At 72.1% G+C, this 22,112-nt stretch carries 19 protein-coding genes; 11 read left to right on the top strand and 8 right to left on the bottom strand.

The window, feature by feature from the left end:
- Positions 1-170: 170 nt before the first annotated feature.
- From ACZ69I_RS31020 to ACZ69I_RS31030, 3 genes are all read left to right on the top strand, one after another.
- Positions 171-1,496: a M20/M25/M40 family metallo-hydrolase gene (locus tag ACZ69I_RS31020; RefSeq protein ID WP_389717217.1), complete on the top strand. Its 1,326-nt coding sequence runs from the start codon at positions 171-173 to the stop codon at positions 1,494-1,496.
- 189 nt (positions 1,497-1,685) lie between these two features.
- The gene (locus tag ACZ69I_RS31025) at positions 1,686-1,919 is read left to right on the top strand and encodes a chaplin (protein ID WP_389717219.1); all 234 of its coding nucleotides are present in this window, start codon (positions 1,686-1,688) and stop codon (positions 1,917-1,919) included.
- A gap of 141 nt (positions 1,920-2,060) precedes the next feature.
- Entirely contained in the window at positions 2,061-2,909 is an 849-nt protein-coding gene (locus ACZ69I_RS31030; protein ID WP_470835891.1) for a chaplin, read from the top strand.
- A 97-nt stretch (positions 2,910-3,006) separates the two neighbouring features.
- Here the strand turns inward: ACZ69I_RS31030 and ACZ69I_RS31035 are convergent, their stop codons facing one another.
- Positions 3,007-3,195 carry a DUF5703 family protein gene (locus ACZ69I_RS31035; protein ID WP_389717222.1) on the bottom strand — a complete coding sequence of 63 codons (189 nt, stop codon included), beginning with the start codon at positions 3,193-3,195 and terminating at the stop codon, positions 3,007-3,009.
- A gap of 47 nt (positions 3,196-3,242) precedes the next feature.
- Between ACZ69I_RS31035 and ACZ69I_RS31040 the strand changes: the two genes are divergently transcribed.
- Positions 3,243-4,025, top strand: a complete 783-nt coding sequence (locus ACZ69I_RS31040; protein WP_470835892.1) for a hypothetical protein — start codon at positions 3,243-3,245, stop codon at positions 4,023-4,025.
- A gap of 101 nt (positions 4,026-4,126) precedes the next feature.
- On the opposite strand, the gene ACZ69I_RS31045 is transcribed toward ACZ69I_RS31040, so the two are convergent.
- Positions 4,127-6,376 carry a helix-hairpin-helix domain-containing protein gene (locus tag ACZ69I_RS31045; protein WP_467680758.1) on the bottom strand — a complete coding sequence of 750 codons (2,250 nt, stop codon included), beginning with the start codon at positions 6,374-6,376 and terminating at the stop codon, positions 4,127-4,129.
- Entirely contained in the window at positions 6,373-7,353 is a 981-nt protein-coding gene (locus ACZ69I_RS31050; protein WP_467680760.1) for an aldo/keto reductase, read from the bottom strand. Before ACZ69I_RS31050 ends, ACZ69I_RS31045 begins: the two co-directional genes overlap by 4 nt.
- 171 nt (positions 7,354-7,524) lie before the next feature.
- Here ACZ69I_RS31050 and ACZ69I_RS31055 point away from each other — a divergent pair, with 171 nt between their 5' ends.
- Both ACZ69I_RS31055 and ACZ69I_RS31060 read left to right on the top strand, forming a co-directional pair.
- Positions 7,525-8,580: an LLM class F420-dependent oxidoreductase gene (locus ACZ69I_RS31055; RefSeq protein ID WP_470835894.1), complete on the top strand. Its 1,056-nt coding sequence runs from the start codon at positions 7,525-7,527 to the stop codon at positions 8,578-8,580.
- 235 nt (positions 8,581-8,815) lie between these two features.
- A complete protein-coding gene (locus ACZ69I_RS31060; protein WP_470835896.1) occupies positions 8,816-9,604 on the top strand; it encodes a ferritin-like domain-containing protein in 789 nt (262 codons plus the stop codon).
- A 15-nt stretch (positions 9,605-9,619) separates the two neighbouring features.
- Here the strand turns inward: ACZ69I_RS31060 and corA are convergent, their stop codons facing one another.
- On the bottom strand, positions 9,620-10,621 hold the full coding sequence (gene corA / locus ACZ69I_RS31065) for a magnesium/cobalt transporter CorA (RefSeq protein WP_470835897.1): 1,002 nt from the start codon (positions 10,619-10,621) through the stop codon (positions 9,620-9,622).
- A gap of 62 nt (positions 10,622-10,683) precedes the next feature.
- Here corA and ACZ69I_RS31070 point away from each other — a divergent pair, with 62 nt between their 5' ends.
- The 5 genes from ACZ69I_RS31070 (at position 10,684) to ACZ69I_RS31090 (ending at position 17,400) form a co-directional block, all read left to right on the top strand.
- Positions 10,684-11,370, top strand: coding sequence for a histidine phosphatase family protein (locus tag ACZ69I_RS31070; protein WP_470835898.1), 687 nt, complete (start codon positions 10,684-10,686; stop codon positions 11,368-11,370).
- 96 nt (positions 11,371-11,466) lie between these two features.
- A complete protein-coding gene (locus ACZ69I_RS31075; RefSeq protein WP_467680770.1) occupies positions 11,467-12,057 on the top strand; it encodes a DUF3090 domain-containing protein in 591 nt (196 codons plus the stop codon).
- Positions 12,021-12,842 (top strand): SCO1664 family protein, encoded by an 822-nt coding sequence (locus ACZ69I_RS31080; RefSeq protein ID WP_470835900.1) that lies wholly within the window; start codon positions 12,021-12,023, stop codon positions 12,840-12,842. Before ACZ69I_RS31075 ends, ACZ69I_RS31080 begins: the two co-directional genes overlap by 37 nt.
- Positions 12,843-12,951: 109 nt before the next feature.
- Positions 12,952-14,181 carry a cysteine--1-D-myo-inosityl 2-amino-2-deoxy-alpha-D-glucopyranoside ligase gene (mshC, locus tag ACZ69I_RS31085; protein ID WP_470835901.1) on the top strand — a complete coding sequence of 410 codons (1,230 nt, stop codon included), beginning with the start codon at positions 12,952-12,954 and terminating at the stop codon, positions 14,179-14,181.
- 147 nt (positions 14,182-14,328) lie between these two features.
- Complete coding sequence (locus tag ACZ69I_RS31090) at positions 14,329-17,400, top strand: NPCBM/NEW2 domain-containing protein (protein WP_470835902.1); 3,072 nt, start codon at positions 14,329-14,331, stop codon at positions 17,398-17,400.
- A gap of 90 nt (positions 17,401-17,490) precedes the next feature.
- Here the strand turns inward: ACZ69I_RS31090 and ACZ69I_RS31095 are convergent, their stop codons facing one another.
- The 4 genes from ACZ69I_RS31095 to ACZ69I_RS31110 all read right to left on the bottom strand — a co-directional run bounded on the left by ACZ69I_RS31095 (position 17,491) and on the right by ACZ69I_RS31110 (position 22,048).
- Positions 17,491-18,102 carry a hypothetical protein gene (locus ACZ69I_RS31095; protein WP_467680778.1) on the bottom strand — a complete coding sequence of 204 codons (612 nt, stop codon included), beginning with the start codon at positions 18,100-18,102 and terminating at the stop codon, positions 17,491-17,493.
- Positions 18,103-18,198: 96 nt separating this feature from the next.
- On the bottom strand, positions 18,199-19,956 hold the full coding sequence (locus ACZ69I_RS31100; protein WP_470835903.1) for a S8 family peptidase: 1,758 nt from the start codon (positions 19,954-19,956) through the stop codon (positions 18,199-18,201).
- A 259-nt stretch (positions 19,957-20,215) separates the two neighbouring features.
- Positions 20,216-21,202, bottom strand: a complete 987-nt coding sequence (locus ACZ69I_RS31105) for a PAC2 family protein (RefSeq protein ID WP_467680782.1) — start codon at positions 21,200-21,202, stop codon at positions 20,216-20,218.
- Between the two features lie 174 nt (positions 21,203-21,376).
- A complete protein-coding gene (locus ACZ69I_RS31110) occupies positions 21,377-22,048 on the bottom strand; it encodes a FadR/GntR family transcriptional regulator (protein WP_470835905.1) in 672 nt (223 codons plus the stop codon).
- Positions 22,049-22,112 lie beyond the last annotated feature (64 nt).

The following is a 22,112-nucleotide window of genomic DNA, read 5'->3' on the forward strand; positions in this document are numbered from 1 at the left end:
GGGCGTTTCCCGCGGCGACACAGAGAACATTACCAGGCTTCCAGGGGTACTCGATCACCCCTCCGGTCTCCCGTGAACGGCTGATGACGACCCCCGCCCGCCCTTGGGTGCGGAGCCCCGGAGAGGGAGGATGAAGGGGACCACCAGCAGCGAATGCGGGAGGAACCAGCGTGAGCGGGTCCAGCACGGGCAAGGCCGTCACCGGTGAGGACGAGGTCGTCGACCTCTGTCGCGAACTGATCCAGATCGATACGAGCAACTACGGCGACCACTCGGGCCCGGGGGAGCGCAAGGCCGCCGAGTACGTGGCCGAGAAGCTCGCCGAGGTGGGGCTCGAACCGAAGATCTTCGAGTCGCACCCCGGCAGGGCCTCCACGGTCGCCCGGATCGAGGGCGAGGACCCGTCGCGGCCCGCGCTCCTCATCCACGGCCACACGGACGTCGTGCCCGCCAACGCCGCGGACTGGACGCACCACCCCTTCTCCGGGGAGATCGCGGACGGCTGCGTGTGGGGCCGGGGCGCCGTCGACATGAAGGACATGGACGCGATGACCCTCGCGGTCGTCCGCGAGCGGATGCGCAGCGGCCGCAAGCCGCCGCGGGACATCGTCCTGGCCTTCCTCGCGGACGAGGAGGCGGGCGGCACGTACGGCGCGCGGCACCTCGTCGACAACCACCCCGGCCTCTTCGAGGGGTGCACGGAGGCGATCAGCGAGGTCGGCGGCTTCTCCTTCACGGTCAACGAGAACCTGCGCCTCTACCTCGTCGAGACGGCCCAGAAGGGCATGCACTGGATGAAGCTGACCGTGGACGGCACCGCCGGTCACGGTTCGATGATCCACAAGGACAACGCGATCACCGAGCTGTCCGAGGCCGTCGGGCGCCTGGGGCGGCACAAGTTCCCGGTGCGGGTCACCAAGACGCTGCGGCACTTCCTCGACGAGCTCGGCGACGCCCTCGGCACCGAGCTCGACCCGGAGAACATGGACGAGACGCTCGCCAAGCTCGGCGGCATCGCCAAGCTCATCGGCGCCTCCCTGCAGAACACCGCGAACCCGACGCAACTGGGCGCCGGGTACAAGGTGAACGTGATCCCCGGCCAGGCCACCGCGCACGTCGACGGCCGCTACCTGCCGGGGTACGAGGAGGAGTTCCTCGCCGATCTCGACCGGATTCTCGGTCCGCGGGTCAAGCGCGAGGACGTGCATGCCGACAAGGCTCTGGAGACCACCTTCGACGGGGCGCTCGTCGACGCCATGCAGACCGCCCTGCGGGCCGAGGACCCGATCGCCCGCGCCGTGCCGTACATGCTCTCGGCCGGCACGGACGCCAAGTCCTTCGACGACCTCGGCATCCGCGGCTTCGGCTTCGCGCCGCTGAAGCTGCCGCCGGAGCTGGACTTCGCGGGCATGTTCCACGGCGTCGACGAGCGGGTGCCGGTCGACGGTCTGAAGTTCGGCGTCCGGGTGCTCGACCGGTTCATCGACGCTTCTTGACGGAATGCGGCCGAATCCTTCCGGGGATCGGCCGCTTTGCGTGCTGAAACGACTCTCCAACAATCGCCAGCGCGTACGTACTTGACTGAAAAGAGTGAAAGGGACCATAGGCTCGTAGCCCCACTACTTCCTCCTCGTTACAGGTGGTGCAGTCCGCGGCTGGGACTGCATTGCCAACAAGGAGGAATAATGATCAAGAAGATCGTCGCCGCTGTGGCTGCCACCGGTGGTCTCGTGCTCGCCGGTGCGGGCGTTGCCGCTGCCGACGCCGGTGCCCAGGGTGCCGCCGTGAAGTCGCCCGGCGTCGTCTCGGGCAACGTTATCCAGGTTCCCGTCCACGTGCCGGTGAACGCCTGTGGCAACACGGTCTCCGTGATCGGGCTGCTGAACCCCGCCTTCGGCAACACCTGCATCAACAAGTGACGTTGTTGTGCCTCACCCCTTGAGGGTCTGAGTCCGTCGGCCCCGGAGTGCGCGCCATGCGCTCTCCGGGGCCGACGGGCATTCCACGTCCTGGCGAGCACGTCCGGACGTATTCCAGCAGGCAAAAGGCAGGAATCAGCTATGCGACAGGTCACGCGCAAAGGCCTGATCACCGTGGCGGCCGCGACCGGCGTTCTCGCCGGGACCGGGGGTTACGCACACGCGGACTCGGGGGCCAACGGCAGCAGTTCGGACTCACCCGGCGTGCTGTCGGGCAACTCCGTCCAGCTTCCCGTCGACGCTCCGGTCAACGTGTGCGGCAACACCGTGAACGTGGTCGGGGTCCTCAACCCGGCGTCGGGCAACCACTGTGCCAACCCCTCCCGCGGAGGCGGCGGTTCGCACAAGCCGTCCGGTGGCGGGGCCAAGGCGGGCGGACACAGCAGCGACTCGCCCGGTGTCGGCTCCGGCAACAACGTGCAGTTGCCGGTCGACGTCCCGGTGAACGTCTGCGGCAACAGCGTCACCATCGGCGGCCTCGGCAACACCGCCGTGGGCAACGAATGCGCCAATGAGTCCGGCTCCACGGTCACCCCGCCGGGCGGCGAGAAGCCTCCGACGGGCCCGGGACACCCGGGCAAGCCCGGACACCCCGGGAAGCCGGGACACCCGGGGGAGCCGGGGCATCCGGGCAAGCCCGGTGAACCGGGTGAGCCCGGTCACCCCGGCAAGCCGCACACCCCGGGCCGGCCGGGCGGCGCGGAGGACCGCGTCATGCCGAACCGGCCGGGCGCGCAGCAGCTGACGCCGCCCGCGGGCATCTCGCGGCTCGTGCCGCCGGAGGCCGTCTCGCAGCTCACCCAGCCCGAGGGGACCGCGCAGCTGGCGTCGACGGGCAGCGAGCTGCCGCTCGGTCTCGCGCTGCCGGTGGGCGCGGGCGCGCTGCTCGCGGGCACCGTGCTCTACCGGAGGGCGCGCGCGAGCGCCTGACCCGCCGCGTCCGAGCACGCCGAACGGAGCGGGCCCCGCCGTCGCGGGCCCCGCTCCGTTTCCCGTTCCCGGCCCACCGCACGGCGGCGTGCCGGGGTCACCAGGTGGCCTGTACCTGGCGGATGATCCTCCGTTTCAGCCGCACCCTACGACTGCCGTCGGGGTGCAGTCTCAGGCGGTCCAACTCCCAGTGTCCGTACTCAGCGTGGTCCGTCAGCAGGCGTGTGGCTTCCTTGCGGGTGACCCCGCGAGGTACATACACGTCGACAAATTCGTATTCCGGCATCGCATCTATTGTGCGGGCATGGGCTCGGTACGGATAGCGTCTGCACTATGTCTGATGCTGCGCAGCCCACCGCTGCCGAGGTACGCGCCGCCGCCGAGGCGGTCAAGACCGCGCTCGACCGCCACCTGGCCGCGGTCGAACGCAGGTCGGGCGAGGACGACCCTGCCGTCTACGAAGCGTTCAACGAACTCGCCGCCGCGGCCGAGGAGTACGACGAACTCCTCTACGACCGCTACGACGAGGTCACCCCCTTCGAGATCCCCGGCACGGAGGACGCACTGCCGCCGTACCAGGGCCCGGACGAGGCGAGCGCGCTGAGCGTGCTGATCCGCCGCGACTACACCGTGGCGGAGCCGCAGCGGCTGATCGCCCAGGCCCAGCGGGTCGCCGACCTCGACAGCGGCGGGAGGGGCACCGGCGGCTCGGCCGACACCGTGCACAGCGCGCTCGGCGTCCTCTTCGGAGAGTTCGAACCGGACGAGATCTCCTCCCGGCACAAGGAGTTCGGCCTGGAGGAGGGCGATTCCACGCTCTGGGTCACCGCGGTCGACACCCCCGCCGAGCCGGGGGAGTGGCTCGACGCCCCCTTCGACCAGGCGGACCCGCACCGGGTGGTCTGCAGGTTCGACGTCAGCGTGGTCTTCGACGACGAGCTGGACGAGGACGCGCTCGACGGCCTCGACACGGACGTCGACATCGACCCGGACGTGGCGGTGCCCCTCGACGAGATCGACGTCCTCTCCGACGACGACGATGCCCGGGGCGTCGGCGACGTCCACGCGGCGGGCGAGGTGAACGGAGAGGGGCGGGTCCGCGGGGCCGGCCGCTGAGAGCTGCCCGCCCGCCGCCGACGCCACTCGGCTCCCACTCCCGCGCTCGCCGCTCCTTCGGGGGCGGCGAGCGCACTCACGACCGGGGATACGACGAAGGCTCAGCCCGTCGCCGCGGGCACCTGCGGGCGCAGCAGCGTCTGCAGGCGCGTCGTACGGTCCTTCCAGAGGCGTTCCGCCACCGCGCGCGGCAGCGCCTGCTCCACGCCCTGTACGACCGAGAGATGCCGCTCCCCGCGGGTGAACGCCGTATAGACCCACGGCCGGGTCAGCGCCTGTGCCGCGTCGCCCGGCAGGACCACGACCACCGCGGGCCAGCGCAGCCCCGCCGCCTGGTGCGCGGTGAGCGCCCACGCGTGCCGCACCTCCCGCTCGACCCGCTCCTTGGGTACGACGACGGGGGCGCCGTCGCACTCCAGGTGCAGGCCCTCCGCGTCCGCGCGCACCACACGGCCGAGCGTCGTACGCCCCGCGGCCGGGACGTGGGCGACCCGGTCGGCGGGGTCGAAGCCGCCGAACCGGCCGGGACCCGGATTCAGCCGTTCCTTCAGCGCGGTGTTGAGCGCGCGGGTGCCCGCGGCTCCGCCGTGTCCGGGCGTGATGACCTGGGTCTGCTCGGCGGGCACCCCGATCGCCCGCGGCACCGAGTCGGCGACGAGTTGCACGGTGCGGTGGATCGCCTCGGCGGCGTCGCGCACCGGGACGAGGACGACCTCCTTGCCGGGCGCCTCGACCTGGTTCAGCTCGCCGATGCCGATGCCGGACGTCAGCTCCCCGATGGGGCCCGGGTCCGGGGTGCGCGAGACGATCTGCGGGCAGCAGCGTGCGGCGACGAGGTCGGCGAAGACCCGGCCGGGGCCCGCGGACCACAGCACGCCGGGGTCGCCGCTGAGCACCAGGCGGGCGCCGTCCGGCAGGGACTCGACGAGCATCGCCGCGGTCTCCACGTCCAGCTGCGGCGCGTCCAGGACGACCAGGAGGTCGAGGGCGAGCGCGCCGTCCGCGTCGCGACCGGGGCCCTCGGCCCCGGACAGCAGGCCCGCCACGGTCACCGCGGTGCCGTCCTCCGCGGCCCCGTCCGCGCCGCCCGCCGCCCGCGCGAGGCGGCGGCGCCCGTCGGCGCTGTGGGCGGCGGCACAGACCCGCAGGCCCAGCGCCGTCGCCGCGGCGACGAGGGCGGCGGGCTCGGTGCGGGCCTCCTCGCCGCCGGAGTGCAGCACGAGGCCGTGGCCCGCGACGGCGCGGATCAGCTCGGCCGTGGACCCCGACGCCCGCGCGGCGGCGGCCTCCCAGCCGTCGGCCGCCGAGTCCGGACCCTCCTCCTTGGGCAGCGAGTTGATCACCCGGGCGAGACCGTCGGCGAGGCTCTCCTCCGCCAGTGCGTACCGCTCCAGGCCGATCAGGATCCGGACCGGGCGCTCGGGCTCGCCGTCCGCGTCGTCCTCACCCTCGCGGGCGTCCTCGTCGGAGCGCTGGACGGGCACCTCCGCGCCTTCGATGGCGTCCTGGAAGACCAAGGCGTCCCCCTCGGCGATCGCGCTCTGCACGGCCGCGTCCGGGTCCGGCACCGCGCGCTGTCCGAGAGCGGCGGCCAGCGCGGTGGCGTCGAGCGCGGTGTGCCCCGCGACGGCGGCCTGCTCCAGGAGCCATACGGTGACCGCACGGCCCCTGCGCTCGTCGTCGGGCCCGCACTCCGGGCCGAGCAGGGCCCTCGCGAACCCGTCGGCCTGCTCGGGCCGCACGCCCGCCACGCGCAGCAACTGCCAGGGGTCCGCGCGCAGTTGCTCCTCGGCGCCGTCACCGAGCGCGGCGGCCGTCGGCTCGGCGAGCGCGGCCGGTGCGCCGCCCTCGGCCAGTACGACGCCGACCGCTTCGAGGGTCCGCGCCGCGGGCGCCTGCGCCGCCACGGGCTGCTGCGGACGCACCGGCTCGGGTGCGTGGGACGGCGCGGCCCTGCGGGGCGCGGGAGCCGGCTCCCGGAAGGCGCTCGCGACGGGCTTCTCGCCGCTCTCCACGGCGCGCACGGCCGCGAGCAGGTCGGCGGCGGTGCCGCTCAGCTTCGTCCCGGCCGCGATCGGCCCTTCCTTGGACGCCTTCCGCTGCTCGATGCGCTCCCGCAGCTCCCGCTGTGCGGCGATCTCGGCCTCGGTCTCGGACAGCTCGGTGCCCTCGCCCTTCGCCGCGTCCGTGCCCTCGCCCGCGTCCGTGCCCTCGCCGTCGCCCTCGGCAGGGCTCCCGGCGGCGGCACCGCCCTCCGGCGCCTCCGGCGCGGCGTCCTGCGCGCCCGGCGACTCCGTCTGTTCCGCGGCAGCGGCCCCGGGGTCCTCCGCGGCGGCGGGTTCCGTACTCACAGCGTGCTCCAGTCGTGATCGGGATAGCGGTGCACGGGCGCCGACACGTCGTCGAGCGCCTGGCAGATCTCGTCAGGAAGACTAAGGGTCTCCACTGACAATGCGGCCGTGAGCTGCTGCGCGTTGCGCGCGCCGACGATCGGGGCGCTCACTCCGGGGCGGTCCCGCACCCAGGCGAGGGCGACCTGGAGCGGGGTGGCCGCGAGCCCGTCGGCGGCCGTCGCGAGGGCGTCGACGATGCGGCTCGCGGCGTCGTCGAGGTAGGGCGCGACGAAGGGCGCCAGGTGGTCGGAGCCGCCGCGCGAGTCGGCGGGGGTGGCGTGCCGGTACTTGCCCGTGAGCACGCCGCGGCCGAGCGGCGAGGAGGGCAGCAGTCCCACGCCCAGGTCGACGGCGGCGGGCAGCACCTCCCGCTCGACGCCGCGCTGCAGCAGGGAGTACTCCATCTGCGTACTGGCCAGGCGGGTGCGGGTGCCCGGCTGGGCGAGCTGCCAGGTGGCGGCCTTGGCGAGCTGCCAGCCGCAGAAGTTGGAGACCCCCGCATAGCGGGCCCGCCCGCTGCTGACGGCTATGTCGAGGGCCTGGAGGGTCTCTTCGAGAGGGGTGGCCGGGTCGAAGGCGTGCACCTGCCACAGGTCCACGTGGTCCGTGCCGAGGCGGACGAGCGAGGCGTCGAGCGCGGCGAGCAGATGGCCCCGGGAGCCGTCGAAGCGCCGCTCGGGGTCCGGCACGCTGCCCGCCTTGGTCGCGATGACCAGGTCGCGCCGCGGCACCAGCCGCTCGATCAGGCGCCCGAGCAGGTACTCGGCCTCCCCGTCGCCGTACACGTCGGCCGTGTCGACGAGGGTGCCGCCCGCCTCCCAGAACACCTTCAACAGCTCGGCGGCGTCGTTCTCCTCGGTGTGCCCCCAGGTGAGGGTGCCGAGTCCGATGCGGGACACGCGCAGGCCGGTCCGGCCGAGATGCCTCTGCTCCATGGGCGCTGAGATTACTGGCCGGGCCCGCGGCACGGGCGGGCCTGTGGACAAACCAGCGACTGTGGAGATCCGGCCCACCCGTTCCCTCCGTCACTGACGGATCGCCGACCGCGCGCTACAGTCCCCGGCACAGGGACGTTACTCATGAGTACAGCGGTAAGGGGATCGGTCATGCAGCTCGGGATCAACCTCGGCTACTGGGGCGCGGGGATGGACGCGGACAATCTCGCCGTCGCCAAGGAGGCCGACAAGCTGGGCTATGCGGTCTGCTGGGCCGCCGAGGCGTACGGTTCGGACGCCGCGACGGTGCTGTCCTGGGTGGCGGCGCAGACCGAACGCATCGACATCGGATCCGCGATCTTCCAGATCCCGGCCAGGCAGCCCGCGATGACCGCCATGACGGCGGCCACCCTCGACTCGCTCTCCGGCGGGCGCTTCCGGCTGGGCCTCGGCGTCTCGGGCCCCCAGGTCTCCGAGGGCTGGTACGGCGTCAAGTTCGACAAGCCGCTGGCCCGCACGCGGGAGTACGTCGAGATCGTCCGCAAGGCCATGACCCGTGAGCGCCTCTCCTACGAGGGCGAGCACTGGACGCTGCCGCTGCCCGGCGGCCCCGGCAAGCCCATCAAGCTGACCGTCCACCCGCAGCGCGAGCACATCCCGCTGTACGTGGCCGCGATCGGCCCCAGGAACCTGGAGCAGACCGGCGAGATCGCCGACGGCGCCCTGCTGATCTTCCCGGCCGCCGAGCACCTGGAGGACACCGCGATCCGCCACCTGCGCGCCGGGCGCGAGAAGGCCGGAAAGACGATGGACGGCTTCGACGTCGTCCCGACGCTGCCGCTGGCCGTCGGCGAGGACTCCCAGGTCGACGCGCTCGCCGACATGTTCCGGCCGTACACCGCGCTGTACGTGGGCGGCATGGGCAGCCGCAAACAGAACTTCTACAACCAGCTCGCGCAGCGCATGGGGTACGAGAAGGAGGCCGCCGAGATCCAGGACAAGTACCTGGACGGCGACAAGGACGGAGCGGCCGCCGCCGTACCGCGGCAGCTGATCGACTCCACCACGCTGCTCGGTTCCGTGGACCGGATCGCCGACCGGATGCAGGCCTACGCCGCGGCCGGTGTCACCACACTCACGCTGGCCCCCGCGGGCTTCACCCTGGAGGAGCGGCTCACCGCGCTGCGCGCCGGTACCGAGGCCCTGGAGCGCGCCGGTCTCGCATAGCCGAAGAGGCTGGGGAGCGAGGAGGAGAAGTCCGCGGCCGTGGTGGGGGCTCGGGGGGTCTTCCCCGCCACGGCCGTCACGGGGAACAACGCGCCACGGGGCCCGCGGTTACGGCCCGGTGGCGGCGGCCTGTCCTCCGTTCGGCCGAGTCGGCCCGTACAGCTGTTGCCCGATGGGGAACCTCCCATTTGAGTAAGTCTGCGGAGGTTCGCGCACAGGGCATGGAGGTCCAGTGATGCTGTCGGCCAAGGGCGTCTTCGGGGAGATCCTCGACCACGACGAGTCGTTCCGGCTCTTCTGCTCCATCGCCGCCTCCGGCGAGGCGCAGGGAGGCTGGGAGAACGGCCGCATCGCCGCCCTCGTCCCGGCGGGCGAGCGCGCCCTCGCCCCCAGGATCGCCCGGCACGGCGCCGACGAGGACAAGCACGGCAGGATCTTCGAGGCGCTCATGAAGAAGCGCGGCCTGCGGCCGGTCGACGTCCCGTACGAGACCGACTACACGATGCTCCTGGAGAAGCACGGCATCGGCCTCGCGCACCACCGGCTGAAGGCCGACGAGCCGCTCACCGTGCGGGACATCGTCACGTACCTCTCGCACAGCAGAGTCACCGAGCAGCGCGCCTCCGAGCAGATGCGGCTGCTCCTGAAGTACTTCGCCGACCACCCGGACATCGGCCGGGCGGTGCGGATGATCTCCCACGACGAGGACAACCACCTGGCGTACTGCCACGAGGAGTTGCTGCGGTTCGCGTACGCCGGGTACGGCCGCGCCATCCAGCGCACCCTGCGCGAGTGCGCGCTCGCCGAGATCCGGATCTACCGCGACGTGAGTCTCGCCGTGATGGACCGGATGGGCCACATCCTGGGCTGGCCCCACGCCAAGCGGCAGCTGCTCGCCGCGGGCATCCACGCCATGTACGGCTACGAGCGGGCCGGCGGCTGGCGGCGGATGGTCTCCCTGAAGATGCCCGAACGGCGCGACGCCCTGGGCGGCGCCGCGACCTCGGCCCCCGAGTTCGCGTGACAGCGGGGCGGGGCGCTACAGCCAGCCGCGCCGCTTGAACATCCGGTACAGGACGATCTCCAGGACGACCATCAGGAGGATCACGGCCGGGTAGGTCCACGCCCAGTGCAGCTCGGGCATGTGGTCGAAGTTCATGCCGTAGATGCCCGCGATCATCGTGGGGACCGCAGCCATCGCCGCCCACGCCGAGATCTTCCGCATGTCGTCGTTCTGCCGCACGCTCATCTGCGCCAGGTGCGCGGACAGGATGTCCGACACCAGCCGGTCCAGGCCCTCCACGGACTCGTTGACGCGCGTCAGATGGTCGTTGACGTCCCGGAAGAAGGGCTGCGCCGTCTCGTCCACGAACGGCACGGACGGGGCGAAGGGGCCCGCTCCGGAGAGGCGTGCCACGGGCAGCGCCAGCGGCCCCGTCGCCCGGCGGAACTCGAGGATCTGCCGCTTGAAGGTGTAGATCCGCGACGCCGTGTTCCGCGAGCCGCTGCCGCCGTCCGGCGAGAAGACCTCCGCCTCCAGGAGCTCCAGGTCGGCCTGCAGCTCGTCGGCGACCTCCAGGTAGTGGTCCACGGAGGCGTCGGCGATCGAGTACAGGACGCTCGTCGGGCCGTGCTTGAGGACATCCGGGTCGGCCTCCAGGCGGTGGCGCACGACACCGAGCGGCGCACCCTCGCCGTGCCGGACGGTCACCACGAACGAGTCGCCCATGAAGATCATGACCTCGCCGGAGGAGACGGTGTCGCTGTCCGGCTCGTACACGACCGGCTTGAGGACCATGAAGAGCGAGTCGTCGTAGACCTCCAGCTTGGGCCGCTGGTGGGCCTTGAGGGCGTCCTCCACGGCCAGCGGGTGCAGCCCGAACTCCTGGCTGACCTTGTCGAACTCGTCCTCCGTCGGTTCGTGCAGACCGATCCACACGAACGCCTCGCCCGACGCCCTCGCCTCGTCGAGAGCGTCGGAGAAGTCTTCGGGGCCTTCGGTGCGGCGCCCCTCACGGTAGATGGCACAGTCGACGATCACACCGCGCATTCTTCCCAGCCCACCCCGGTCCTGCACCCCCTGGGCCGCTTAGGCTGAGCCGCATGCCCACGCTGATCCTCGTCCGGCACGGACGCTCCACCGCCAACACCGCAGGCCTGCTCGCCGGGTGGACCCCCGGTGTGGCCCTCGACGAGCGCGGTGCCGCACAGGCCGCCGCGCTGCCCGGACGGCTCTCCGCGCTGCCCCTCGCCGAGGTCGTCACGAGCCCCCTGCAACGCTGCCAGGAGACCGTGGCGCCGCTGCTCGCCGCCCGCCCCGGCCTCCAGGCGCACACGGAGGACCGCATCGGGGAGTGCGACTACGGCGACTGGTCGGGCCGCAAGCTCGCGGAACTCACCGACGAGCCGCTGATGGAGGTCGTCCAGCGGCACCCGTCCGCCGCCGCGTTCCCCGGCGGCGAGTCCATGCGGGCCATGCAGACACGGGCCGCGGAGGCGGTCCGCGAGTGGAACGCGCGCGTGGCGAGCGAACACGGCGAGGACGCCGTGTACCTGATGTGCTCGCACGGCGACATCATCAAGTCCCTTGTCGCGGAGGCCCTCGGGCTCCACCTCGACCTCTTCCAGCGCATCTCCGTGGAGCCCTGTTCCGTCACGGCCATCCGCTACACCCGGCTGCGCCCCTTCCTCGTCCGGCTCGGGGACACCGGTGACTTCGCCTCGCTGGCGCCGCGCGAGGAGCCGCCGAGCGGCGACGCCACGGTGGGGGGCGGTGTGGGCGCCCCGTGATCGACACCCGCAGTAGGGTGAGGCGGGCCGGAGCTGCCCGCGCAGCCCGTCCCTAGCCGTTCAGCCGTATTCGCAGTCGATCAATGGAGACAGGACGTGTCCCGTCAGGTGTTCCTCTACGACCCGCCGGAGCGTTTCGTCGCGGGAACGGTCGGGCTGCCCGGACGTCGGACCTTCTTCCTGCAGGCCTCCGCGGGAATCAGGGTGACCAGCGTCGCCCTGGAGAAGACCCAGGTGGCCGCGTTGGCCGAGCGCATGGAGGAGCTCCTCGACGAGGTCGTACGCCGCAGCGGGGGCAGCGCCGCCGTGCCGGCCGTCGTACCCGCCGAGACCGCCGACAGCGCGCCGCTCCACTCACCCGTCGAGGAGGAGTTCCGCGTCGGCACCATGGCGCTCGCCTGGGACGGCGACGAGGAGCGGATGATCGTCGAGGCGCAGGCGCTCGTCGAGCTGGACGCCGACACCGACGACGACCTGGCCGCCGCCGAGGAAAGGCTTCTGCAGGACGAGGAGAACGGCCCGCCGATGCTCCGCGTCCGGCTCACCGGCACGCAGGCCCGCGCCTTCGCCAAGCGCGCCCTCGACGTCGTGAACGCGGGCCGCCCGCCGTGCCCCCTGTGCAGCCTCCCGCTCGACCCGGAAGGACACGTATGCCCGCGCCAGAACGGATACCGGCGGGACGCGTGAGCGCCGATCCCGTCGCCCTCCTCACCCACGGGGAGCTGACCGTGCGCGGGCGGATCCGCGAGGCCTCGAACGCGGTGCTCTACTGCACGGTCGCGTACGAGGGCCGGGAAGCCGCCTGCGTCTACAAGCCCGTCGCCGGGGAGCGCCCGCTGTGGGACTTCCCCGACGGGACGCTCGCCCAGCGCGAGGTCGCCGCGTACGAGGTGTCGCTGGCCACCGGCTGGGATCTGGTGCCGCCGACCGTGCTGCGGGAGGGGCCGCACGGCGAAGGCATGTGCCAGCTGTGGATCGAGGACCAGGAGGAGACGGAACTGCTCGCCCTGGTCGACGGCGATGAACCGGGCGAGGGATGGAAAGCGGTCGGTTTCGCGCAGGTCGACGAGGAACGGACGGCGCTCCTCGTGCACGCGGACGACGTCCGGCTGCGCCGGCTCGCCGTTCTCGACGCGGTGATCAACAACAGCGACCGCAAGGGCGGCCATCTGCTGGTCTCCGGCGGCCGCCTCTACGGCATCGACCACGGGGTCACCTTCCACGCCGAGAACAAGCTGCGCACGCTGCTGTGGGGGTGGGCGGGGGAGCCCCTGACGGACGAGGCCGTCGAGGTGCTGCAGACGCTGCGGGACGGGCTCAAGGAGGGGGCCGCGCTGGCCGAGCGGCTCGCCGTGCTGATCACCGCGGCGGAGACAGAGGCGCTGCGCGAGCGTGTCGCGGCGCTGCTGCGGTCGGGGCGCCACCCGCAGCCGACGGGGGACTGGCCGCCGATTCCCTGGCCGCCGGTGTAGTTCGCAGGGGCCCGCGCACCCCATCCGGGCGGCCGGGGCGTGACGAACCGATCACCGTTTCGTTGATCCCCACTCGTATACGGACGCCCCGTCCGGTTAGGCTCAGAGCATGCATGCCTGGCCCGCTTCTGAGGTCCCCGCCCTTCCTGGCAAGGGCCGCGACCTCCGGATCCACGACACCGCGACCGGTGGCCTCGTCACCCTTGACCCCGGTCCCGTCGCCCGTATCTACGTCTGCGGCATCACTCCGTACGACGCCACCCACATGGGACACGCGGCGACCTACAACGCGTTCGACCTCGTGCAGCGCGTGTGGCTCGACACCAAGCGGCAGGTTCACTACGTCCAGAACGTGACCGACGTGGACGACCCGCTCCTGGAACGCGCCATCCGCGACGGCAAGGACTGGGTCGAGCTCGCCGAGGGCGAGACCGCTCTGTTCCGCGAGGACATGACCGCCCTGCGACTGCTCCCGCCGCAGCACTACATCGGAGCCGTCGAGTCGATACCCGGCATCGTGCCGCTCGTCGAACGCCTCCGGGACATGGGCGCCGCCTACGAGCTGGAGGGCGACGTCTACTTCTCCGTCGAGTCCGACCCGCACTTCGGTGAGGTCTCCGGTCTCGACGCCGCCGCGATGAAGCTGCTCTCCGCCGAGCGCGGCGGCGACCCGGACCGGCCGGGCAAGAAGGACCCGCTCGACCCGATGCTGTGGATGGCCGCCCGTGAGGGCGAGCCGAGCTGGGACGGCGCCTCGCTCGGCCGCGGCCGCCCCGGCTGGCACATCGAGTGCGTGGCCATCGCCCTCGACCACCTCGGCATGGGCTTCGACGTGCAGGGCGGCGGGTCCGACCTCGCCTTCCCGCACCACGAGATGGGTGCCTCGCACGCGCAGGCCCTGACCGGCGAGTTCCCCTTCGCCAAGGCGTACGTCCACGCCGGGATGGTCGCCCTCGACGGCGCGAAGATGTCCAAGTCCAAGGGCAACCTCGTCTTCGTCTCGGCGCTGCGGCGCGACGGGGTCGACCCGGCCGCCATCCGCCTCGCCCTCCTCGCGCACCACTACCGCGCGGACTGGGAGTGGACCGACGCGGTTCTGGCGGAGGCCGTCGAGCGGCTCGGCCGGTGGCGTGCGGCGGTGTCCCGTCCCGACGGGCCCGGCGCGGAAGGGCTCGTCGAGGAGATCCGCGAGGCCCTCGCCAACGACCTGGACGCGCCTGCCGCTCTCGCGGCGGTCGACCGGTGGGCCGCGGGTCAGGCTGCCACCGGCGGAACGGACGAGGGCGCACCCGGTGTCGTCTCCCGTGCCGTGGACGCGCTGCTCGGTGTGGCCCTGTAGCGGTCGTCCTCGCTGAGGTCGACCGCCCTTCGGGCCCGTCCTCAATCGCCGGACGGGCTTCAAACCCGAATGGGCCGCTCCGGAAATCCAGGAGCGGCCCAGCAAAGTCCATGGCCATGGCACCCGTTGACGCGCTAGACCTCCGCCATGAGATCTCCCACGCGCTTCAGATCGGCGGCCGCGGCCGCTCTGCTGGGCCTCCTCGCGGTGTTCGCCGGGCCCGGTGTCGGTTCCTCGCAGGCCGTCGACGAACCCGCGACCACCGTCGGCGACGTCACCGGATTCGCCCACGAGGGGTCCGTCTACCGCCTGTCCGCGGGCAAGGCCGAGGCCCGCGTCAGCTTCGTGTCGGCCGAGACGTTCCGGCTCGAACTCGCGCCCGACGGAAGGTTCACCGACCCGACGGGCAAGGACATCGTCCTGCCGCAGGGCAAGGCGCCGCGCACCACGTGGGCGGACAAGGGCGACCGGTACGAGCTGAGCACCTCCGAGGTGACGCTGCGCGCCTACAAGTCGCCGCTGCGCTTCGCCCTGTACCGCGCCGACGGCAGCCGGGTCTGGGCCGAGTCCAAGGGCCTGTCCTGGACGAAGGACACCACCACGCAGAGCCTGGCACGCGGCGCCGACGAGCAGTTCTACGGCGCCGGGATGCAGAACGGCCGCGGCAACACCTCGCACCGCGGCAAGAAGGTCGAGGTCAGCGTCGACTACGAGTGGGACGACGGCGGCCACCCCAACTCCGTCCCGTTCTACCTCTCTTCGGCCGGATACGGCGTCTTCCGCAACACCTACGCCCCCAACACCTACGACTTCGCCGAGCCGGTGACCGCCACCGCGAAGGAACAGCGCTTCGACGCCTACTACTTCGCGGGGCGCGGCGGCGACGCGGCCAAGGACGTCATCGGGCAGTACACGAAACTCACCGGCAAGCCCTTCATGCCGCCGGTCTACGGCATGGAGATCGGCGACGCCGACTGCTATCTGCACAACGCCAACCGCGGCGAGCGCCACACCCTGGACTCCCTCGACGTCGCCGACGGTTACGTCGAGAACGACATGCCCAACGGCTGGATGCTCGTCAACGACGGCTACGGCTGCGGCTACGAGAACCTCGCCGAGACCTCCAAGGGCCTGGCCGAACGCAAGATGAAGATGGGCCTGTGGACCGAGGACGGCCTCGACAAGATCGCCGAGCAGGTCAAGGCGGGCCAGCGCGTCGCCAAGCTCGACGTCGCCTGGGTCGGCGACGGCTACAAGAAGGCGCTCGACGGCTGCAAGGACGCGTACCAGGGCATCGAGGACAACAGCGACGCCCGCGGCTTCACCTGGGCGCCCGAGAGCTGGTCCGGCGCGCAGCGCTGCGGCGTGCAGTGGTCCGGCGACCAGAGCGGCAGCTGGGAGTACATCCGCTGGCAGATCCCCACGTACGCCGGGTCCACCATGTCCGGCATGGCGTACACGACCGGTGACGTCGACGGCATCTTCGGCGGCAGTCCCCAGACGTACGTACGCGATCTGCAGTGGAAGATGTTCCTGCCCGTCACGATGACGATGGACGGCTGGGCCGCCAGCGACAAGCAGCCCTTCCGGCAGGGGGAGCCCCACACCTCCATCAACCGCAAGTACCTCAAGCTGCACGAGTCGCTGCTGCCCTACCTCTACTCGTACGCCCACGAGGCGACGGAGACCGGCGTGGGCGCCGTCCGTCCGCTGGCCCTGGAGTACCCCCATGACACCAAGGCCGCGACCGACGCCGCCAAGTACGAGTTCCTGACCGGCGAGGACTTCCTCGTCGCACCCGTCTACCGGGACACCACCACGCGCGACGGCATCTACCTGCCCGAGGGCACCTGGACCGACTACTGGACCGGGCGGACCTACCAGGGGCCGACCACGGTCGACGGCTACAGCGCGCCCCTCGACACGCTGCCCCTCTTCGTCAAGGGCGGCGCGAGCGTGCCGATGTGGCCCGGCGGCATCCGCTCCTACCGGGACCGGACGGCGGACTCCCCACTCGCCTGGGACATCTACCCGCAGGGCAGGTCCTCCTTCGAGCTGTACGAGGACGACGGCGTGACCCGGGCCCACCGCGCCGGAAAGTACGCCACGCAGCGCGCCGACGTGCGGGCGCCGCGCTCGGGCGCGGGTGACGTGAGCGTGCGGATCGGCGCGAGCAAGGGCGAGTTCCGGGGCAAGCAGGCGAGCAGGCCCTACGCGTTCACGCTGCACACCGGCGACGCGCCGAGCCGGGTCGCGCTCGACGGGCACCGGCTGCCGCGGCTCGCGTCGCGCGGCGCGTACGACAGCGCCCGGCAGGGCTGGTTCTACGACCGGGACGACCGGGGCGGCGTCGTGAAGGTGAAGACGGCCTCCCGGCGCACCGACCGCTCCTTCGAGCTGACGCTCGACGACACCAGCGCCGTCGGCGGCGCGGTACCCGGCGCGAACGCCGCGGTGAGCGTCCCGGCGGGCCAGGAGCTCGGCGCGGGCACGCCCGGCAAGGTCGCCGTGGACGTCACGGCCGGCACCAGGGACGCCACCGGCGTCGACGTCACGCTCGACGCGCCGAAGGGCTGGACCGTCACCGCCGCCGAGGTCGGCCGGATCCCGGCGGGCACCACGCGCCGCGTCGAACTGGCCGTCACCCCGGCCGGCGACGCGGCCCCCGGCGACCTGCCGCTCACCGCGAGCGCCCGCTACCGTGCGGCGGGCCAGGAGCGCACCGCCACCGGGCGGTTCTCGCTCGGCGTGATGCCCGAGGCGCCGGAGCAGGACACCTGGGCGAGCGACATGACGTGGCTGACGTCCACCAACGGCTACGGACCCGCCGAACGCGACCGCAGCAACGGCGAGTCGGGCGCGAGCGACGGCCGCACCCTGACCCTCGCGGGCAAGACGTACGAGAAGGGGATCGGCGCCCACGCCGACTCCGTCATCGAGGTCTACCCGGGCGGACGCTGCTCGAAGTTCACCGCGGACGCGGGCATCGACGACGAGATCAACGGCTACGGAGAGGTGGCCTTCTCGGTCGAGGCCGACGGCGAGGTGCTGTGGACCTCGCCGAAGGTGACGGGTGCGTCGGCGACCGTCCCGGTCGACGTCGACGTGCGCGGTGCCCGGCACGTGCGGCTGAAGGTGACCGACACCAACGGCTCCAGGAGCGGGGACCACGGGGACTGGGCCGCGGCCCGGTTCACCTGCGCGCGGCCGGCCGGGTAGCCGGTCGGGGACAGGAGAGCGGCGCCGGGCGGGAAGGTCTCCGCCCGGCGCCGCCGTACGTTCACGCGAGACGCGTGACGTTCGTGCGGATCACTTGGTGATCACGATGGCCAGCAGGTAGTCGGGGTTGTTGCCGTCGTAGTACCCGATCACCTGGTGTCCGTAGGCGAACGCCTCCTGGACCTGGTCGTGGCTCCGCGGACCGGGGCCGACGTACGCGCGCCAGGCGTTGGCGATGTACAGGTAGAGGATCGACGCCTGACCCGGGAGCGGCTGGACGACGTCCCAGAACGCCGTCGCGACGTTGGACTGGAGGGCCTGGGTCGAGATCTCCGGTGCCTGCGCCTGCGGGATCTGTCCCTGCGGCTGCTGGGCCTGGGAGATCTGCTCCGGCCCCTGACCGAACTGCTGGAGCAGGTGCTGGAACGGCTGCTGCTGGCCGAGCTGGCCGAGCTGCTGGCGCAGCTGCGGCGGCACCTGCTGCATGCCCTGCTGGCCCTGCTGCCCCTGGATTCCCTGCTGGGGGCCGGACTGCTGCTGGCCGAAGGGCTGCTGCGGGCTGAAGGGCTGCTGCTGGTACTGCTGCTGGCGGCCCTGCTGCGGCGGGGCCGTGGTCGGGCTCTGCTGCTGGCCGTACTGCTGCTGGCCGTACTGCCGTTCTTGTTGCTGGCCCATCTGACTCATCTGCGGGGTGGTGCTCATGCGTGTGCCACCTTCCCTCAATGGTTGGGTCCTTCAGCAGTGCTGAGTGCTGAGTGCGGTCGTGCTGTCGCGGTCGTGCTGTCGTGCCGCTTTGGGTCAGCCCGTGACGACCAGGCCGACGATCTCGTCGTCCGAGAACCAGACCCGGACGTCCGGACGGCCTCCCGCGAAGGCGGCGTGCACCGCTTGGCGCGTCTCGGGGGAGGGGTTGGCGAGGTTGCGCCACTCCCCGGCCACGAACAGCCGCAGCCGCGGCGGGAGTTCCGGCGGATACGGGAGGAGCTCGTCCCAGTACTGCTCGGCCTGCCCCGAACCCACCGCGGACGGCAGCAGGTGCGTGACCGCGGCCTTGATGTCGGGGCGGTTGCCGATCCGCTGCGACGCGGGCCTGCCCGGCGCGTCCTGCTGCGGCGAACCCGTGGAGCGCAGCACCTCGCGGGCCCGGTCCGGGGTCATCGGGGGCCGGCCCGCCGCCTTCAGGATGCCCTGCAGCGCGGCCAGGGCGCCGACGACGATCGGCGACGCGGAGGACGTGCCGGAGAACGTGTCCGTGTACCAGGCGAGCTCCTCGGCGCCGCCCTGCAGATCGCCGGGCCCGTTCCAGGAGCCGCCGGTCGTGGTGGTCTCACGGCCCCAGCCCTGCGCGTCCACGCGGGCGCCGTAGTTGGAGAACGCCAGGCGCGAGCGGTCGGGGCCGTGGTCGCGCCCGTGGGTGCCGGGCGGGGGCGCGCCCGCCCCGACCAGGACCGCGCCGGAGGAGCGGTTGCCCGGGTTGAAGGGGTTGCGCCACCAGGACGGGAAGCCGTCGGGGCGCCGCTCGTAGACCGCGTCGTCCAGCGACTCGGCGCCGTTGCCCGCCGCGCCCACGACGAGCACGCCCTTCGCGGTGGCGTGCCGGACCGCGGCGTAGTCGTCGGGCCACCACTCGATGGCGATGTAGCCCTTCTGGTCGTCGCGCGCCTCGAAGTCGAACTTCGGCCCGGGGCGGTGCAGTTCGAGCAGGATGATGTCGCCGCGGTTCAGCCGTTCGGCCGCCGCGTGGAGGGTGGCCGCCGTACCGAGGGGCTGGAACGAGGCGACCGCCGTCACGGCCTCCGGCGCGATGCCGGTGACGCCGAGGCTGTTGCGGTCGCCGCCGATGACGCCGATCACCGACGTGCCGTGGTTGCGCCAGGCCAGGTCCTCGATGGGGCTGCCGACGACGACGCCCGCGAGCTTCGCGGCGAGGTCCTCGTGGCGCAGCTGCCAGGCGCCCTCCATGTCGATGACGGTGACGCCCTCGCCCGAGCCGCCGAGGCGCTGCCACGCCCAGCGCGCGTCGATGCCCTCGGGCGCCGGGTCCAAGTACCCCTGGCGGCTGGTGAAGTCGGGCGTGACGGGCATGCCCTCCTTGCGGCGCCGGGCCGACTCGTCGAGGTCCTGCGGCCGGGTCGGCGAGGGTTCGATGGAGGCGGGTACGGCGCCCGGCTTCACGTAGGCCGTGTCGATGCCCGGCAGCGCCGCCATCCGCGAGCTCAGCTCCTCGGACCGGTCATCGCCGCCCCGGACGCGGTAGAAGAGGGCCAGGTCGGGCAGGTCCTCCTCGCCCGTCCCCGGCGGCGCCGCGGCCCGCAGCCGCTCCTCGTTGCCGAACAGGGGCTCCAGGGTGAGCTGTTCGTCGGACAGGAACATGTTCAGGGCCGACACGTCGGCGCCGGAGGCCGACCGGACGTCCTGCTCGCCCGCGCGGAGCCGGGCCTCGGGCCGGGCGACGACGATCAGTTCCTGCTCGGCTCCTCGGTAGGTGAATCCCATTCCGTCGGGGCCGGGCCCGCTCGCTCCTGGGTCCCGTGCCGGGTCTGCCTGCTCGGTCATCGCTTCACCGCTCCCTTCCGTCCTTCGGGTGCCGTGCTGCCGTGTTGCCGTGTTGTGCGCTCGGCCAGGTCTTCGGGGCACACCCTGCTACGGGCGGACCGAGCCGTCCACCCCACTTTTGCGCAACAGAGTTTGAAGGGAAGTTGAAGAGGGAACCCCGTGCAATTCGGCCATGAACGTCATGAAGGGGGCGGCACCACACGGGTGCCGCCCCCTTCATGACGTTCGACGCGATCCGGTGGAGACGCGGAGGAAACCCTCAGTCGTCCGACGAATCGGACGGGCTGCCGGGGTCGTCGGCGTCGCTCTCGCCGTCCGTCCCCTGCCCGGGCCGCTGCGTGGGCTTCGGCTTCGGGGGCCGGGTGCGGTCGCTCGGGGTGTCCCGCAGGTACGCCCCTCCCTCGCCCCCGTCGCGGCGGCGCAGATACCGCTCGAACTCGCGGGCGATGGCCTCGCCCGACGCCTCCGGGAGCTCCGCGGTGTCCCGCGCCTCCTCCAGCGACTGGACGTACTCCGCGACCTCGCTGTCCTCGGCCGCCAGCTGGTCCACGCCCACCTGCCAGGCGCGCGCGTCCTCGGTCAGCTCGCCCAGCGGGATGCGCAGGTCGATCAGGTCTTCCAGGCGGTTGAGGAGCGCGAGCGTCGCCTTCGGGTTGGGCGGCTGCGACACGTAGTGCGGGACGGCCGCCCAGAGGCTGACGGCGGGCACGCCCGCGTGCGTGCACGCCTCCTGGAGAATGCCGACGATGCCGGTCGGGCCCTCGTACTTGGTCTCCTCCAGGTCCATGGTGCGCGCCAGGTCCGGGTCGGAGGTCACGCCGCTGACCGGAACCGGGCGGGTGTGCGGGGTGTCGCCGAGCAGCGCCCCCATGATCACCACCAGCTCGACGCCCAGTTCGTGCGCGAAGCCCAGAATCTCGTTGCAGAACGACCGCCAGCGCATGGACGGCTCGATGCCCCGGACGAGCACCAGGTCACGGGGCTTGTCGCCGCCGACGCGCACCACCGAGAGCCGGGTCGTCGGCCACGTGATCTTCCGCACCCCGCCGTCCAGCCAGACCGTCGGACGGTTGACCTGGAAGTCGTAGTAGTCCTCGGCGTCCAGCGCCGCGAACACCTCGCCCTTCCACTCCTTGTCGAGATGCGCGACCGCGGCGGAAGCGGCGTCGCCTGCGTCGTTCCAGCCCTCGAACGCGGCCACCATGACCGGGTCGACCAGCTCGGGAACCCCCTCGAGCTCGATCACCCAGGCCTCCTTCCGACGTTCCCTTGCGTACCCCCCAACCTTACGGCGTCGGCGGGGTCCGTCCGCAGCCCCCTTGCACGGGGAATGCAGTGATCACTGCCCACGCCCGGGGCCGGGAAACGGCGGCTTCGCGCCGGGTGGCGCGGCGCGTTCACGCAGGGGAGCGGAGTGATCTCACAGCGTCGAACGCAGCCACTGCTCGACGCTCGCGATGTGCACCGTCGCCCACGACCTGGCCGCCTCCGCGTCGCGGTCGCGCAGCGCGGCGAGGATCGCCCGGTGCTCGCGCAGCGTGCGGCTGACGGCGTCCTCCTGGGTCAGGCCGCGCCAGACGCGGGCCCGCGTGGTGGGTCCGGACAGGCCGTCGAGCAGGGAGCACAGGACGGAGTTGCCGGCCGACTGGACGATGCCGCGGTGGAACTCCAGGTCGCAGGCGACCAGTTCCTCCACGGACGGCGCGTCGCCCAGGGCGTCCAACTGCTCGCTCAGCGCGTCCAGTTCGGAGTCCGAGATGTGGGCGCAGGCCATCGCCGTGGCGGCCGGTTCCAGGATGCGGCGCACGGCGAGGAACTCCAGGACCGTGTCGTCGCGGTGGAAGTCGACGACGAAGCTGAGTGCCTCCAGGAGGAGTTGGGGGTCCAGGCTCGTGACGTATGTGCCGTCGCCCTGGCGCACGTCGAGGATGCGGATCAGCGCCAGGGCGCGCACCGCCTCGCGCAGGGAGTTGCGCGACAGTCCCAGTTCGGCGGCGAGTTCGCTCTCCTTGGGCAGCCGGTCGCCGGGGCGCAGGGCGCCCGAGACGATCATGCCCTTGATCTTCTCGATGGCCTCGTCGGTGACAGCCATGGGACCTCGCCTCGCCAGTCAGAAGTGTCAAAGTCGAAAGTGTCGAAAAGACATCCGATGTGTC

This window comes from Streptomyces sp. NPDC036815 (assembly GCF_055609205.1).

Excerpts from the sequence above, each read along its gene's own strand:
- ACZ69I_RS31090 (WP_470835902.1), top strand. The coding sequence starts at position 14,329 with ATGAGATCTCCCACGCGCTTCAGATCGGCGGCCGCGGCCGCTCTGCTG.
- ACZ69I_RS31050 (WP_467680760.1), bottom strand. The coding sequence starts at position 7,353 with ATGGAGCAGAGGCATCTCGGCCGGACCGGCCTGCGCGTGTCCCGCATC.
- mshC (WP_470835901.1), top strand. The coding sequence starts at position 12,952 with ATGCATGCCTGGCCCGCTTCTGAGGTCCCCGCCCTTCCTGGCAAGGGC.
- ACZ69I_RS31095 (WP_467680778.1), bottom strand. The coding sequence starts at position 18,102 with ATGAGCACCACCCCGCAGATGAGTCAGATGGGCCAGCAACAAGAACGG.
- ACZ69I_RS31100 (WP_470835903.1), bottom strand. The coding sequence starts at position 19,956 with ATGACCGAGCAGGCAGACCCGGCACGGGACCCAGGAGCGAGCGGGCCC.
- ACZ69I_RS31060 (WP_470835896.1), top strand. The coding sequence starts at position 8,816 with ATGCTGTCGGCCAAGGGCGTCTTCGGGGAGATCCTCGACCACGACGAG.
- ACZ69I_RS31035 (WP_389717222.1), bottom strand. The coding sequence starts at position 3,195 with ATGCCGGAATACGAATTTGTCGACGTGTATGTACCTCGCGGGGTCACC.
- ACZ69I_RS31030 (WP_470835891.1), top strand. The coding sequence starts at position 2,061 with ATGCGACAGGTCACGCGCAAAGGCCTGATCACCGTGGCGGCCGCGACC.
- ACZ69I_RS31110 (WP_470835905.1), bottom strand. The coding sequence starts at position 22,048 with ATGGCTGTCACCGACGAGGCCATCGAGAAGATCAAGGGCATGATCGTC.
- ACZ69I_RS31055 (WP_470835894.1), top strand. The coding sequence starts at position 7,525 with ATGCAGCTCGGGATCAACCTCGGCTACTGGGGCGCGGGGATGGACGCG.
- ACZ69I_RS31025 (WP_389717219.1), top strand. The coding sequence starts at position 1,686 with ATGATCAAGAAGATCGTCGCCGCTGTGGCTGCCACCGGTGGTCTCGTG.
- ACZ69I_RS31040 (WP_470835892.1), top strand. The coding sequence starts at position 3,243 with ATGTCTGATGCTGCGCAGCCCACCGCTGCCGAGGTACGCGCCGCCGCC.
- ACZ69I_RS31070 (WP_470835898.1), top strand. The coding sequence starts at position 10,684 with ATGCCCACGCTGATCCTCGTCCGGCACGGACGCTCCACCGCCAACACC.
- ACZ69I_RS31080 (WP_470835900.1), top strand. The coding sequence starts at position 12,021 with ATGCCCGCGCCAGAACGGATACCGGCGGGACGCGTGAGCGCCGATCCC.